12 protein-coding genes are annotated in these 15354 nt (G+C 71.2%); 2 read left to right on the top strand and 10 right to left on the bottom strand.

Annotated features, from left to right (window positions below):
• Positions 1–1014 precede the first annotated feature (1014 nt).
• The 8 genes from FS769_RS02925 to FS769_RS02960 form a co-directional block, all read right to left on the bottom strand.
• Entirely contained in the window at positions 1015–1512 is a 498-nt protein-coding gene (locus FS769_RS02925; RefSeq protein ID WP_144829148.1) for a methylated-DNA--[protein]-cysteine S-methyltransferase, read from the bottom strand.
• Positions 1509–3131, bottom strand: coding sequence for an AlkA N-terminal domain-containing protein (locus FS769_RS02930; RefSeq protein WP_144782537.1), 1623 nt, complete (start codon positions 3129–3131; stop codon positions 1509–1511). The genes FS769_RS02925 and FS769_RS02930 overlap by 4 nt, the downstream gene beginning before the upstream one ends.
• 172 nt (positions 3132–3303) lie before the next feature.
• Entirely contained in the window at positions 3304–5295 is a 1992-nt protein-coding gene (locus FS769_RS02935; RefSeq protein ID WP_260979675.1) for a hypothetical protein, read from the bottom strand.
• A 116-nt stretch (positions 5296–5411) separates the two neighbouring features.
• Entirely contained in the window at positions 5412–6479 is a 1068-nt protein-coding gene (locus FS769_RS02940; RefSeq protein WP_144829154.1) for a glycosidase, read from the bottom strand.
• Between the two features lie 2 nt (positions 6480–6481).
• Positions 6482–7309 carry a carbohydrate ABC transporter permease gene (locus FS769_RS02945; protein ID WP_144782543.1) on the bottom strand — a complete coding sequence of 276 codons (828 nt, stop codon included), beginning with the start codon at positions 7307–7309 and terminating at the stop codon, positions 6482–6484.
• A complete protein-coding gene (locus tag FS769_RS02950; RefSeq protein ID WP_144829157.1) occupies positions 7306–8280 on the bottom strand; it encodes a carbohydrate ABC transporter permease in 975 nt (324 codons plus the stop codon). Before FS769_RS02950 ends, FS769_RS02945 begins: the two co-directional genes overlap by 4 nt.
• 1 nt (position 8281) lies before the next feature.
• On the bottom strand, positions 8282–9565 hold the full coding sequence (locus tag FS769_RS02955; protein ID WP_144829159.1) for an extracellular solute-binding protein: 1284 nt from the start codon (positions 9563–9565) through the stop codon (positions 8282–8284).
• Positions 9566–9603: 38 nt separating this feature from the next.
• Positions 9604–10629, bottom strand: coding sequence for a LacI family DNA-binding transcriptional regulator (locus FS769_RS02960; RefSeq protein WP_144829162.1), 1026 nt, complete (start codon positions 10627–10629; stop codon positions 9604–9606).
• 184 nt (positions 10630–10813) lie between these two features.
• Between FS769_RS02960 and FS769_RS02965 the strand changes: the two genes are divergently transcribed.
• Entirely contained in the window at positions 10814–12241 is a 1428-nt protein-coding gene (locus FS769_RS02965; protein ID WP_144829164.1) for an NAD(P)/FAD-dependent oxidoreductase, read from the top strand.
• 109 nt (positions 12242–12350) lie between these two features.
• A complete protein-coding gene (locus FS769_RS02970) occupies positions 12351–12869 on the top strand; it encodes a DUF1697 domain-containing protein (RefSeq protein ID WP_144829167.1) in 519 nt (172 codons plus the stop codon).
• Here the strand turns inward: FS769_RS02970 and FS769_RS02975 are convergent.
• Positions 12850–13803: a DMT family transporter gene (locus FS769_RS02975; protein WP_144829170.1), complete on the bottom strand. Its 954-nt coding sequence runs from the start codon at positions 13801–13803 to the stop codon at positions 12850–12852. The two genes, FS769_RS02970 and FS769_RS02975, sit on opposite strands and share 20 nt — an antisense overlap.
• Positions 13804–14069: 266 nt before the next feature.
• Positions 14070–15113, bottom strand: coding sequence for a hypothetical protein (locus FS769_RS02980; RefSeq protein ID WP_144829173.1), 1044 nt, complete (start codon positions 15111–15113; stop codon positions 14070–14072).
• Positions 15114–15354: the final 241 nt, after the last annotated feature.

Raw genomic sequence — 15354 nt, forward strand, 5'->3', positions numbered from 1 at the left:
AGCCGGGAGGCGCGACGAAGTGCGTCGGTCGAGGCGTGACGGTCGCGCGTGAGCGCGGCGTGGTGCCCTAGGAGCGTCGGCCGGGGCGCGCAGCGACGGAGGATGCGGCGGCCGGGGCGACGGGGGCGTCGATCTGGTCCATGGAATCCTCCTCAGTTGGTGTAGCTTCCGCCGGGGGGACGGCAGCCCTCCAGACTATCCCTGAGAGATTGCTGAGGGCAAGGATTTCTTGCGGCGGCCGACGCGACCCGGCACCTCCCGGCCCCCACCCAGGTCCCTGAGCCCGTCGAAGAGACCGGAACCCGCAGTCCCCGACTCAGGTCCCTGAGCCTGTCGAAGGGGCCGGAACCCGCAGTCTCCGGCCCAGGTCCCTGAGCCTGTCGAAGGGACCGAAACCCGCAGTCCCCGACCCCAGGTCCCTGAGCCCGTCGAAGGGACCGGAACCCGCAGTCTCCGGCCCAGGTCCCTGAGCCTGTCGAAGGGACCGGAACCCGCAGACCCACCGGTGGCTTCGACAGGCTCAGCCACCTCCCTCACCCCACCCAGGTCCCTGAGCCTGTCGAAGGGACCGAAACCCGCAGTCCCCGACCCCAGGTCCCTGAGCCCGTCGAAGAGACCGGAACCCGCAGTCCCCGACCCAGGTCCCTGAGCCTGTCGAAGGGACCGGAACCCGCAGACCCACCGGTGGCTTCGACAGGCTCAGCCAGTTCCTCACCCGGGACCGGGACCCGCAGTCGCCCGGTGGCTTCGACAAGCTCAGCCACCTCCCACACCCGGCCCGGGGCCCCGAACCCGCAGGCGCCCGGAGGCTTCGACAAGCTCAGCCACCTCCCACACCCGGGACCGGAACCCGCAGTCGCCCGGAGGCTTCGACAAGCTCAGCCACCTCCCACACCCGGGACCAGAACCCGCCGTCGCCCGGAGGCTTCGACAGGCTCAGCCACCTCCCCCGCCCGGGCCCGGAACCCGCAGCCCTCCGGTGGCTTCGACAGGCTCAGCCACCTCTCGCCCTGGTCAACCCGCCGATTCGCGCGTCAGCAGGCTCTGCTTCACCCCCGTGCCCCACGCGAAGCCGCCGAGCGTCCCGTCTCCGCGCAGCACGCGGTGGCAGGGGACGAACAGCGCGACGGCGTTGCGCGCGCAGATCGAGGCTGCGGCGCGCACGGCAGTCGGCGACCCGAGGGCCGCCGCGAAGCCGGTGTACGTCAGCGGTGCGCCGGGGGTAATCGAGCGCAGCGCCTGCCACCCCGCTCGCTGCAGAGGCGTGCCGGTCTGCGCGACGGCGACGGCGTCGATCGCGGCGATGTCGCCGTCGTAGTACGCCCGCACGGCAGGGGCGGCCCCCGTACCGCCGCTTACGACGCGCTCTGGCCGCCGCTCGGGCCGCAACCGCGCGAGGACGGCGTCGGTGTCGGCCGTCCAGCCCGAGACGATGACGCGATCGGCCTCGTCGGCGAGGATCGCGAAGGGACCGTCGGGGGTGTCGACGAATTCGAGGATCGCGGTGGTCATTCGGGGGTCTCGCTTCCGGTCGAGGGGCGGGTGAGGGATGAGGGGCGTTCGACGTCGGATGCCGCGACGTCTGCGGCTCGTCGGGTGCGCGCACGCCGGGGTCGGGCCACGACGGCCGCCGCGGTCTCTGCGGGCGACCTCCATGCCTGGGTGACGGGGGCGGCGTACCAGTAGTGCGCCATGGCGTAGCTGCGCCAGGGCGACAGGCGTTCGGACCATTCGGTGAAGCCCGCGGGGTCGGAGGGCAGCCCGAGTGCCGCGGCACCGGCGCGCGCGGCGACATCGCCGGGCAGCAGCACGTCGGGGTCGCCGAGCACGCGCATGCGCACGTAGTCGGCGGTCCACGGTCCGATCCCCCGCCGCGCCAGCAACCGCTGGCGCTGGTCGACCCCGTCGTCGCCGAAGCCCAGGGTGAGGCTGCCGTCGGCCAGCGCCTCGGCCGCCTCGACGATCGCGCGCATGCGGGCGGCCGGCCCCCGAAGGACCTCGAGCCCGCGCTCCGCGATCGCGGCGGGCGTGGGGAACAGCGTCATGGGTTCGGGGCCGACGCCGACCTGCTCCCCCAACGCAGCGGTCAGACGGCCCTGCATGGTGCGGGCGGAGGCCACGCTGATCTGCTGGCCGATCATGGCGCGCAGCAGCATCTCGTCGGCGTCGATCGCGCCGGGCACCCGCACGCCGGGGATGGCGGCGACGGCGGGCGCCAGCTGCGGATGCCGGGCGAGCGCCTCGTCGATCGCGAGCGGGTCGGCGTCGAGGTCGAACAGGCGCCGCACGCGGGAGATGAGGGTGCCGAGATCGGCGAGCGCCGACAGTCGAGCTCGCAGGCGGAGGCGCCCGTCGTCGGCCAGGCGCACCTCGAACCACGCCGGTCCGCCGGGAAGGCGCACGACGCGAGCGAAGGAGGCGTCGGCACCGACCTCGACTTCGGGGATGGCGTGCGCGCGCATCCACCCGAACAGCCCGACCGTGTCGATCGGCCCGCGCACCGGCAGGGCGAGGTCGATCTCGCCCGCGGCGGCCTCGACGCCCGAGGAGTGCGGCCGGCGGGCGCGCAGCTCGCGCGGGGGCATGCCGAACACCTCGCCGATCGTGTCGGTGAACTGCCGCACGCTCGAGAAACCCGCCGAGAACGCCACGTCGGCCGACGACAGGTCGGTGCCCACCAGCAGGGCGCGGGCGGTGTGCGCGCGATGCGCTCGAGCCAGCGCGAGGGGGCCGGCGCCCAGTTCGGCCTGGAGCAGGCGCGTGAGGTGGCGCGACGAGTAGCCCAACCGCTGGGCCAGACCGGGCACGCCCTCGCGGTCGACCACCCCGTCGGCGATCAGGCGCATCGCCCGCGCGACGACGTCGCCCCGCACGTCCCAGAGCGGCGACCCGGGTGCCGCCTCGGGCAGGCACCTCTTGCACGCTCGGTACCCGGCCTCGTGCGCGGCCGCGGAGGTCGCGTAGAACGTGACGTTCTGCTCTTTCGGGGTGCGCGCGGGGCAGCTCGGGCGACAGTAGATACCGGTCGAGCTCACCGCCGTGACGAACTGGCCGTCGAACCGGCGATCGCGCGACTGGATGACGCGGTAGCGCTCGGCGAAGCCGGGAAGGGCGGCGGCGGTGGTGGTCATGGCCTCCACCCTGCCATCGACCTCCGACATCGGCTGGCGGAAATCGGACACGGCCGTGACGCGGCTGACGGGCACGCCCCGAGGCCGCCGGCCCCACGGCGCCGCAACACCGCCCAGCGACACCGCGCACAAGATCGGCCGAGCCCCGAAAGACCCGGCCGATCCGATGCACTCACCCCTGGGCGATCGCGAATCCACCCGGGGGCACGACCACGGTCGCCGTTCCGCTCGTCGACGTGCTGCGCACCAGCGTGCCCGAGGCGTCATCGACCGACACGGTCGAAGCCACTCCCGCGGCACCGATGCCGGTGCGCTGCGGCCCCACCGCGCTCGAGTGCACGAGCTCGCTGCGAGCGTCACCGCCCAGCACGAGGCGCGAGATCCAGGGCCGGACGATCAGTCCGTCGAGGGTCAGCTCGCCCTTCTGCACCTTCACGTCGACCTGAGAACCTTTGCCCGCGGCGGGCGCCGTGAGCGCGTAGGGCAGCAGAGCGCCCGGCGTCGGTGAGATGCCCTGTTCGGGCCCGGTGATCTTCAGCGCGCCGCCGCCGCGCCAGGTCGACTGCGACTTCTCACCCGGCTCGGTCCACACGACGGGCTCGATCCATCGTCCGGTGGCGGAGGCGCCGATGTCCCAGGTGGCGCTCTGACGTGCTCCCAGCGTCAGGCCGTCGCCCGACCAGCTCGACTCCCCCGTCCACGACGACTCCGGAGTGAACACGGCGCCGTCGGTGCGCACGGCGTCTTCGGCCTCGACGTACGACAGTCCCACGCGGCTCTCGACCGAGGTCAGGGCCGTCGCCCGCTCCGCCACCGCGGGGTGGGCGTCGAGCGCGAGCGCGGTGAGCAGGCCGTGGATGGTCGACTCGGCTCCGCTGTTGCGATTGACCGTGCCGTCGGGCTGGAGGCCGTCGTAGGTGACTCCGGTCGCCGGGTCGTACATCTGCGCCCCGGCGTGGTTGGCGCCGAAGAACCAGGCGGCCTGCATGCCCGCGAGCTCGGCGAATGCGGCCGATCCCGTCGTGTCGGCGAGCGCGAGCAGCGATTGCACGCGCGAGTCGGCGCCGTAGGCGATCTGCACGCGGTCGCTGGGGCTCGGGAACCATCCGTTGTCGGGCCCGCCGGCGGTGAGCAGCGTCGTGGTGAAGCCCGTGGCATCCGCGATCGCCGGTTTCACCAGCGCGTCGTCGCCGAACAGGTCGCCGGCCTCGGCGAGCGCTGCGGGCATCTGCGAGCCCCACGCGTGCCACATCGCGGGCGACTGGGCCCACGGCAGGACGGCACCGTACGGCCACTGGCGGGTGTTCCCGGTTGCCATGGCGGCCACGCCCTCCGCGAGCTGACGCGCCGCGGTGGCGGAGGTGTCGTCACCGGCGCGCACGGCCGCCGTGAGTCCGAGGACCGCTTCCGCCGTGGCATCCGCCCCGTCGACGATCAGCCACGCGGGCACCTTCTCGCCGTCTGACTCGACGTACTGCCCGTACTTCGACAGCGCGTCGCGTTCGATGGCGCCGCGCGAGAGGGCGAGGCGGTCCTTGAGGAACGACGCGAACGCGGGGTCGTCGTCGGCGAACGCAGCGTACCCCTCACCGAGGGCCCAGACGGTGCGGGCGGTCCAGTAGCTGGGTCCGGAATCGGAAGGATCAGGCAGCTCGACGGGCTCGGCCGAGGGGTTGAGCTCTCCGTCGGGTTGCATCCACAGCACGACGTTGCCGGCCGAGGGACCCTCGGTCGTCTGATGGTACGCGACGGTGCGCAGCAGCTCGTACGCCTTCTGCCGACTGTCGGGGTCGCCGGTGAGCTCCCAGTGCCGGGTGTAGACGACGGCCGCGCGGGTGTTGTCGTCGGCGTTGAAGGCGCCCTGGCCCCAGTCGCCGGTCGCGGGGTCGAGCGGACCGCCGCCCACGCGTTGGAAGGTGCCGCCGTCGCGGGCGTCGGCGTAGGTCCACGGCGCGAGGATCGTGGGTTCCTCGGCTTGTCGGTAGGTCGAGTGACCGGCGACATCGGCGGGCGGCGTCGCTTCGTCGAGCAGGAAGTCGAGGTGGTCGAGGTTGGTCAGAGCACCGGATGCCGCGGCGGCGGGCGCTCCGAGCGCCTGGGGCGCGGCGGCTCCGGCGGTGGTCAGCGGGACGGCGAGGGCGGCGACGCCCAGTACGGCCGTCATTCGCGCACTCCATCGTGCGTTCATGGGGAGGGGGATCCTTTCGAGGGGTGGGGTGCGCGACCCCGGCCGACGCGGTCCCGACAGGGGAACCCGCGAGGGCCGGAGCCGCGCCGTACTCAGTCGGTGCGCTCGAGCAGGGCGACGCCGATCTTCGAGTCGGCCATGCCGTAGAACACGAAGTGACGACCGTCGATCTCCTCGATCGCGGTCGGGAACACGACGTTGGGCACGATGCCGCTGCGCTCGTCGTCGGTCTCGGGAGCCAGGAGCGGCTCGGGCGTGCGCGCGATCACGCGGCTGGGGTCAGCGGCATCCAGGATCAAGGCCCCGGCGGCGTAGTTGACCTTCTGCTGCTGCGAGAACGCGCTGTCGATCACGCCGGTCACCCCGTGGTGCAGCACGAGCCACCCCTCGGGGATGCGCAGCGGCGGCGGACCGCCACCGATCTTGACCTCTTCGAAGGGGTACTGCGGCCCCGCGACGAAGCGGTGCTGTCCCCAGAGCGCGAGCGCCGAGAGGTCGTCGCGGACGGCCTCGAGGGGCACGTAGCTGATCCAGATCGACTGCCGCTGGTCTTCGATCCCGGCCGGCACGCGCACGCCCTGGCCGGGCTTGGTCTCGCCGAGGTCCCACATCGGGCGGTGCAGCACCGCGAGCGACTCGGTGCCGTCGGGCGCCGTGACCGGCTCGGGGAAGAACACCGTGTCCTTGTTGTGGAACAGGTTGAGGTCCATGTCGAGGTCGTCCTGGTAGCGGAACATCGCCGGCCCCAGCCGCTTCCACTCGCGCAGGTCCTCCGACACGGCGACGGCCGTGCGGGGTCCGAGCGGGCCGTAGGCGACGTAGGTCATCACGTGCAGGCCCAGGGCCTCGATCCACGTGGTGCGGGGGTCTTCGGTGCCGGCGTTGCCGACGCCGCGCTCCCACCCGCGATCGGGCTGCAGCACGATGCCCTCGCGCTCGACCGAGACGGGCACGCCGTCGTCGATCACGACGCGGGCGATGCCGACGCGCGAGACGTTTCCCTCCGCGACCAGGCGGGGCAGCAGGTACAGCTGGCCGTCGGGGCCGCGTCCGGATGCCGGGTTGAGCACGCCCTCGGCCTCGTCGGCGTTGCCGGGCTCGGGGGTCATCACCACCCCGACGCGCGTGAGGCGGTAGGGGACGGGGGATTCGGGGGTCATTGTCATCCTTTCACTCCGGATCCGAGGTCGTTCGAGGTGAAGTAGCGCTGGAAGATCAGGAACAGCGCCACCGCGGGTGCGGCGAGCACGACGGCGCCGGCCATCATGGCGCCGAAGGGGTTGGTGGTGGATGCCGCGATGTTCGAGATGAAGTTCGCCAGCGACACCGCCAGGGGCTGCATCGTGGCGTCCTTCGTGATCAGGAACGGCCAGAGGAACTCGTTCCACGGACCGATGAAGGTCAACAGCACCGCCGTGAGCAGCGCCGGGCGCACGAGGGGCAGCGCGACGCTCCACAGCAACCGGAACTCGTTGGCGCCGTCGATACGGGCGGCGTCGAAGAGCTCCTTGGGCAGTTGCAGGAAGTACTGGCGGAAGATGACCACGGCCGTGGAGTTGATGAAGAACGGCAGGATCATGCCCAGGTAGCTGTCGCTCAGGCCGTAATCGCGGGCGATCATGACGTAGAGCGGGATCATCAGCAGCTGGAACGGGATCACCTGCACCAGCAGCACGAGCGCGAAGGTCGCGGAGCGTCCGCGCCACCTCAGCACCGCGAGCGCGTACCCGGCGAGCACGCCGAACACGAGCGTGCCGAGGATGACGCCGCCGGTGAAGATGCCCGAGTTCGCCAGGCCCTGCAGCAGGTTGATGCGCCCGTCGATCGCGGTGTAGTTCTCCACCGTGAGGTTGGAGGGGTGCGGGAACGCCCCCGCGATCGAGGTGTCGGGGCTCGTCTGCAGCGACCCGGCGATCATGTAATAGAAGGGGAACAGGAACGCGAGCGCACCGACGGTCAGCACGCTGTACGTGACGATCTTGCTTCTCATGATTCCTCCCTTCCGACGAACCGGCGCTGCAGCAGCGCGATGACGAGCACGAAGATGATCAGCACCACGCCGATGGCCGCGGCCACGTCGGGGTTCTGCTGTTCGATGCCCTTCTGGTAGATGAGGAGCACGGGCGACGTGGACGCACCGTTGGGTCCGCCGCCGCTCGTGAGCAGGTAGGGCTCGGTGAAGAGGTTCGCGCCCGTGATGGTCGACAGCAGCAGCACGAGGAACGTCGCGGGCCGCACGCCCGGCACGGTGACCGCGAAGAACTGGCGGATGCGCCCGCCCCCGTCCACCGCAACCGACTCGTGCAGCTCGCGCGGCACGTTCTGCAGGGCGGCGAGGTAGAGCAGGATGTAGAACCCGAGGCCCTTCCAGGTGACGAACAGCGCGATCGTGGGCATCGCCAGCGCGGAGTTGACCAGCCACGACGGGTTCGGCGCGAGGGGTCCGAGCACGTTGTTGACCAGGCCCGTGTTCGAGAACAGGAACAGCCACACGGCGACCACGGCGACGGATGCCGTGACGTAGGGCACGTAGAACGCCACCCGGAAGAAGGTGCGGGCGCGCACTGCGCGATCGAGCGCCGTCGCGAGCAGGATCGACAGCACCACGGTCAGCGGCACGTTGATCAGCAGGAAGACGCCGACGTTGCCGAAGGCCCGCCACACGTCGGGATCGCTCAGGGCGGTGACGTAGTTGTCGAAGCCGACGAAGGGCCGGTCGACGTTGGCGCCGGGGGCGGTGAAGAAGTAGTCGTGGAACGACATCCACACCGCGAAGATGATCGGGTACGCGAACACGACCCCGATGAAGATCAGGTACGGGGCGGAGAACAGGATGCCGAGCGGCTGCGCTCCGAACGGGCGGCGCCGCGTCTTGGTCGTGGTCTCCGCGCCCCCCGCACGGCCCGGCCGCCCGGGGTCGCCCCCGGTGCGGCCGGCCGTGCCGGCGACGGACGTGGTCATGTCACTTCCCCGCCGCGAGCTGGTCGATCTGGGTCTTGGCATCCGTCAAGAAGGTCTTGACGTCGCCCTCGCCGAAGATGACGGCCTGGGAGTACCCGTCGCGGAACGCCTGCCAGATCTCCACGGAGTTCTGCACGTTCGGCACCTCGACGGTGCGGGCGGCCTGGTCACCGAACTGCTGGTACGACGGGTTGGCCGAGAAGTAGTCGGCGTAGGTCGTCGTGAGGTCGGTGCGCAGCGGCATCTGTCCGGTCTCCTCGAGCCACGTGCCGTCCTGCTCCTCGCTCGTGGCGAACTTCAGCACGTCCCACGCGGTGGCCTTGTTGTCGCACGCGGTGAACAGGCCGACGTTCTTCGCGTCGCTGAAGGTCCACGTGTCGGAGGCGGCGGTGCCCTTCTCGGTCGGCACGGGGACCGAGCCCCAGTTCACCTTGTCCTTGTAGACCGAGATGGCCCACGGCCCGACGATCGCCATGGCGGCCTGGCCGTCGGCGAACGCGTCGCCCTGGTACTGCTCGTTGCCGGCGAGCTGGTCGCTGTAAATGGTGCGCCAGAAGTCGGCAACCGCTTCGCCGTCCGCGTCGTCGAAGGTCGCCTGACCGTCTTCGACCAGCTGCTTGCCGCCCGTCTGCGCGGCGTACAACGGGTAGAAGTCGAACCACGACTGGAAGAACTCGCTCGTGGGCGCCGGGTTGATCGCGTACGGCGCGACCCCGGCCGACTTCAGCGTCTGCGCGGTCTGGAGGAACTCGTCGTAGGTCGACAGCTTCGGGTTCTCGGCGTCGAGGCCGGCCTGGGCGAAGAGGTCCTTGTTGTAGAAGATCATGACCGGGTTGCTCTTCCACGGCAGCTGGTAGAAGCCGCCGTCGTCGGAGCGGTACTGGTCGGCGAGGTCGCCGCTGCGGTCGGTGATGTACTGCTCGCCGTCGGGGAAGTCCGACAGGTTGACCAGTCCGCCCTGCTTCTGGAAGCCGGGGACGGCCGCGGGCGAGGTGTTGAAGATGAGGCACGGCGCGTTGCCGGCGGTGATCGCGGCCCCGATGACCTCTTCGCTCGAGGATCCGGCGGGGATCTCCTGCGCGGTGATCTGCTGGTCGGGGTTGGCGTCGTTCCACGCCTTCACCATCTGCTCGCCCCACGCGATCTCGGCGTCGTTGTTGGAGTACCAGATGGTGATCGGGCCGCGGGCGTCCATGCCCGAGCTCGCTCCTCCCCCGCCGCTGCAGGCGGACAGGGCCAAGACGCCGGTGGCGGCGAGTGCTGTGGTCAGAATGCGTCGTCGCATGTCTTCCTCCTTGTGTGTGCGGGATGACCCGCGGTGCGTCAAGCGGTCGGCGGCGCCCCGGTCGAGGCGCGGACGATGAGTCGGGGATCGGGCAAAGCGAGGGCCTCGGCGGCACCGCCCGTGGTGGCGGCCAGCAGCGCGCGGGCGGCGGCGGCTCCCCAGCCCCGCGCGTCTGTGGCGACGCTGGTGAGGGCAGGGAAGAGGTGGCGGCCGATCTCGGCGTCGTCGAACCCCGTGATCGACAGGTCGCGCGGCACGACCAGCCCGCGACGCTGCGCGCGGCCGAGACCGGCGATGGCCATGTTGTCGTTCGAGTACACGATCGCGGTCGGGGGCACGTCGGCGTCGAGCAGCGCATCCGTGGCCCGGGCGCCGTCGGCCGCGCTGAAGTCGGTCGGCACGACCCGGGACCGGATGCCGCGGTCTGCAGCCGCCGCCTCGAACGCCGCCGTGCGGCTGCGGCCGTGGAGCATCGCGGTGGGGCCCGCCACGTGGGCGATGTCGGTGTGGCCGAGGTCGGCCAGGTGGTCGACCGCGAGACGGATGCCCGCTCCGTCGTCGACCGACACCGAGGTGAAGGGGCTGTCGACGTCGGGGACGCCGAGTGTGACGGCGGCGATGCCGAGCTCGGCGACCAGCGCGATGCGGGGGTCGCCCGCGCGGAGGTCGGAGAGGATCACGCCGTCGACGCGGCGATCGGCGACCAGGCCGCGGTAGGTCTCCTCCTCGTGGCGACCGGGGGTGGCCGCGGCCAGCACGAGCACCTGGCCCGAGACCGAGAACTCGTCTTCGACGCCCGCGATGAACGAGGGGAAGAAGGGGTCGGCGGCGATCACGTCGGGGCTGCGACCGATCACGAGACCGCACGCGAACGCCCGGCCGACGCTGAGCGAGCGAGCCCGGAGGCTGGGGCTGAAACCCATGTCGGCGGCGACGGCGAGGATGCGGTCGCGGGTGTCGGGGGCGACGCCCGCGCGGCCGTTCAGCGCGAACGAGACGAGGCCCTTGCTCACGCCGGCGCGGCGCGCGACATCGGCGATGGTGGGTCGCGTGTCGTTCGTCATCCGTCACTCCGTCGTGGGGGCCTGCGGCCTAAACCGGTTCAGTAATCAAAACTCTAAACCGGTTCAGAGATAGTAGTCAAGACCTTGCAGGGTTCCCCCAGGGTGCGGTTGGCTCGGAAATCCGCGCGCGGGTGGGCAGCGCAACCCCCGCCCGATGTCGCACCCCCTGAGTAGCCTGAGCGACATGAGCGAACGCGAATACGACCTCATCGTCATCGGTGCCGGCCCCGTCGGCGAGAACGTGGCCGACCATGCCGTGCAGGCCGGCCTCACCGCCGTCATCGTCGAGTCCGAGCTCGTCGGCGGCGAGTGCTCGTACTGGGCCTGCATGCCGTCGAAGGCCTTGCTGCGCAGCGCCGCCGCGTTGCGCGCCGCACGCGACGTCGACGGGGCGAAGCAGGCGGTCACGGGCGACCTCGACGTCGCGGCCGTGCTCCGCCGTCGCGACACCATGACCAGCAACTACGACGACTCCGGTCAGGTGCAGTGGCTGCAGGGCGCGGGCATCGACCTCGTGCGCGGCCACGGCACCCTGACCGGCGAGAAGACCGTGCGGGTCACCGCCGCCGACGGCACGACAACCGACCTCGTCGCGCGCCACGCGGTCGCGGTCTGCACCGGGTCGGCTGCGCTCCTGCCCGACATCCCGGGTCTGGCCGACATCTCACCGTGGACGAGTCGCGAGGCCACCGCCGTCGAGCAGATCCCCGCATCCCTCGCGATCATCGGCGGCGGCGTCGTCGGCGCCGAGATGGCCACCGCGTTCCAGAGTCTCGGCAGCGAGGTCACGATCATCGCGCGCTCCGGCCTGCTCGGCGGCAACGAGCCGTTCGCCGGCGAGCTCGTCACCGACTCCCTGCGCGAGCGCGGCGTCACCGTCAAGACCGGCGCCGACACCACCTCCGCTCGTCGCGACGACGACGGCCGCGCCACGCTCGAGCTCTCCGACGGCACGACCGTCACGGCCGACGAGGTGCTCGTCGCGATCGGTCGCACGCCCCGCACGCAGGATCTGGGGCTGGATGCCGTGGGCCTCAAGCCGGGCACATGGCTCGAGGTCGACGACACCCTCCTCGTCCGCGGCTTCCATTGGCTGTACGCCGTGGGCGACGTCAACCACCGGGCGCTCCTGACCCACCAGGGCAAGTATCAGGCGCGCGCGGCAGGCGACGTGATCGCCGCCCGTGCGAAGGGCGACGAGATCGACGACGCTCCGTGGGGCGCTCACGTGGCGACCGCCGACCACGACGCCGTGCCGCAGGTGACGTTCACCGACCCCGAAGTGGCATCCGTCGGTCTCACCGCGAAGAAGGCCGACGAGAAGGGCCTGAACGTCAAGGTGGTCGACTACGACCTCGCGAGCATCGCCGGCTCGAGCGAGCAGTCCGACGCCTACGTCGGAAAGGCCCGCGCGATCGTCGACCTCGACCGAGGCGTGCTGGTCGGTGCGACCTTCGTCGGCCCCGACATCGCCGAGCTGCTGCACTCCGCGACCATCGCGATCGTCGGCGAGGTGCCGGTGAAGCGTCTGTGGCACGCGGTGCCGTCGTACCCGACGGTCAGCGAGGTGTGGCTGCGCCTGCTCGAGACCCTGGGTCGCGACTCGGCCTGAGGCGGGGCGGGCGCGCGCTGTCGCTCGACGCTCGAGCGAGCCGGGCGTTGATCTGTCGCGCCCGGATCCGCCCTCTCCTCACCCGGTGCCGACGGAATACGGTCGCTTCATGTCACGCCTCATCGCCCTGATCCGTGGAGTCGGTGGACCCACGGCGATGAAGATGCCCGCGCTGCGCGAGGTCCTGGCATCCGCCGGTCTGGGCGAGGTCGAGACGCTGCAGGTCGCGGGCAACCTCGTGCTCGACCCGGGGCGACGCAGCTCCGCCACCATCGCGAAGACGGTCCGCGCGGCGGTGCGGGAGGGGTTCGGCTTCGACCTGCCCGTCATCGTCCGCACCCACGCCGAGCTCGCCGACGCGCACGCGCGCAATCCGTTCGCGTCCGACCCCGAGGGTCACTGGGTGCAGACCGTCTTCCTCGATCAGCCCGCCGCCACGACCACGCTCGAGCTCCCCACGGGCGCGCCGGAAGAAGTCGTGGTCGACGGGCGCGAGGTGTTCGTCCGCTACCCCGACGGCATCGGACGGTCGAAGGTGCAAGCGAGCTACATCGAGAAGCGACTCGGCGTCGTCGGCACGGCGCGCAACGCCAACACCGTCGCGAAGCTCATCGAGATGAGCGCGTGAGCGCAGCGGCATCCGTCGCCTCGGGAGACACGGGCGCCGGAGGGCCCGCCGAGCGCTGACGGATCGTCACGGCGATCGCCGCGCACGCGATGACGGCGAGACCACCGGCCACGGTCCCGAGGGTCAGCGACTCTCCGAGCACGAGAGCCGCCCAGCCCAGCGACAGCACCGGCTGGGCGAGCTGCAGCTGGCTGACGCGGGCCATGGGTCCGATCGCGAGTCCGCGGTACCAGGCGACGAACCCGAGGAACATGCTCACCACCGCGAGGTAGGCGAACGATCCCCACGCGGCGGGATCCGCGGTGACCGGCGTGCGGATCGCGGAGAAGAGGGTCAGGCCGACCATCACGGGGCTCGACAGCACGAGCGCCCACGAGATCGTCTGCCACGCGCCGAGTTCGCGCGCGAGCACCCCGCCTTCGGCGTAGCCCACGGCGGCGGCCACGACCGCGCCGAGCAGCAGCAGATCGGTGGCATGCAGCCCCTCACCCCCGGAACCGCCGACGGCGAAAGCCACGGCGACGACGGCTCCGATCGCCGCCGCGATCCAGAACCCGCGGCCCGGTCGCTCGCGCGTGCGGAGCACCGCGGCCACGGCGGTGGCGGCGGGCAGCACCGCGATCACGACCGCGCCATGACTCGCGGGTGCCGAGGTCAGGGCGAACGAGGTCAGCAGCGGAAAGCCCAGCACCACTCCCCCGCCGACGATCGCGAGGCGTGCGGCCTGCCGGGCCGACGGCATCCGCGACCGCGTCACCGCGAGTGCGACCGCCGCGATCGCCGCGGCCACGACGGCCCGCCCCGCCCCGACGAACAGCGGGTCGAGCTGCGCCACGGCGACGCGGGTGAAGATCACGGTGAACGAGAAGGCGAGCACGCCGAGGCCACCCCACACGAGGCCGCGCCGCGAGACATATCCGGATGCCGACTGCATCCCCCCACCCTGCGAGACCGGGCGCCGCGCTCGCGCGGTCCACTCGCCCCCGCGTGGCCTGCGGCGGTCCCGTCCGGTTTGGGGCAGTCCCCTCCGGTTTGGGGCAGTCCCCTCCGGTTTGGGGCGGATTCCGTCGTTCGGGGCGGATGATTCACGCCCCGAACGACAGAACGCGCCCCGAACGCGACCGATGCCACCACCGAACCCGCCGGTCCGGTACGCCTTCGCGTCCAGCGAGCTGCCGCCATTGCGTGATCGCTTCTCGGCTACACCTCAACGGTCGAAGTCGCAGTCGCCCCCGACCTCGGCACCGGATGGGCGCTCGCGTACGCCTGCGCACGCCGGATCTGCCGCAGTTGCAGCGGGATCACGACCGCGAGGCCGACGATCACCAGTCCGAGGAAGATGGCGCTGAACACGCGGAACGCAGGGTCCGAGGTCTCCGACAGGAGAGTATTGATCTGCAGGATCCCCTGACCCGCGATCAGCGCCCCCAGCGAGATCAGCTGGTAGGTCAGAAGAGCGGGAGCCACGGGTGCGTACCGCGCGGCGGCCTCCTCTTCTTCCGGAGTGAGCTCCACCTTCTTGTTCCCCAGCACCACCTTGCCGATGGCTCGCAGTCGCCCGAGGTCGCCGTCAACGAGCGCACGGGTGCGCCGACCAAGCCGGTAGGACGGGAACATCGCCCCCACGCCACCTCCGAAGAGAAGCGTCATCGCGATGGGGAGACCGACGAGCGGGAACCAGTTCTCCTCCGCTCCGAAGATCAGGCCGAGGGAGAGCGAGAGGGTTCCCATGATCACGAAGGTGATGACGGCGGTCAGCACGATACGGCGGATGTCACGGCGTCGCTCTTCCGGTGGGTAGATCGACGCCACCTCGCCGGCGACCTGATGACGATCCGCGTTCCGCAGCGCAGGGCCCATGGCGTATGCCGCGGCCATCAGCACGGCTCCCCCGGCGATGAAGACGACCGGAAGCCACGTCGGAGCGCCCACCAGAACCGCATACGCGATGATCAGCGCGACAGAGGCGATCTCGACGACGCCCATGACGATCCACATCCGGCGGAACATCTGGCGCGATCCCCGAGACCTGCGGGGGTCCCAAAAGGTCAACCACGACCCCATGAGCATCGGACCGACGGCGAATCCGCCGATCGCCGCGGTCGCGAGGAACACCTCCCCGCCCGCTCTTCGAGGAGAGGTCAGCCCCAAAAGGACACCGGCACCCAGCGCGTAGGCCAGCAGCACGACGATGACGACCACCAACACCGCCACGCGCGACGCTCGCGACATTCTTCCGGCCACGTCTCCGGACTCCTCACCGCGACCGACGATCGCTCACCGAAAGCTATCGACCCGTCCGCGCCGGAAGCTCGCACTGGCGGTTCGCGGGGTCTTGTGAGTGCGTTACCGCTTGATCCACTCGTCCCCCGCCGTCGGCGCTTCGCGCCCCTCCGGGTTCGGGGCGGATTCCGTCGTTCGGGGCGGGAAATTCACGCCCCAAACGACAAAGTGCGCCCCAAACCGCACCCCGCGAACCCACGCA

The sequence above is a fragment of the Microbacterium sp. BH-3-3-3 genome, assembly GCF_007679045.1.
Classification (GTDB): domain Bacteria; phylum Actinomycetota; class Actinomycetes; order Actinomycetales; family Microbacteriaceae; genus Microbacterium; species Microbacterium algihabitans.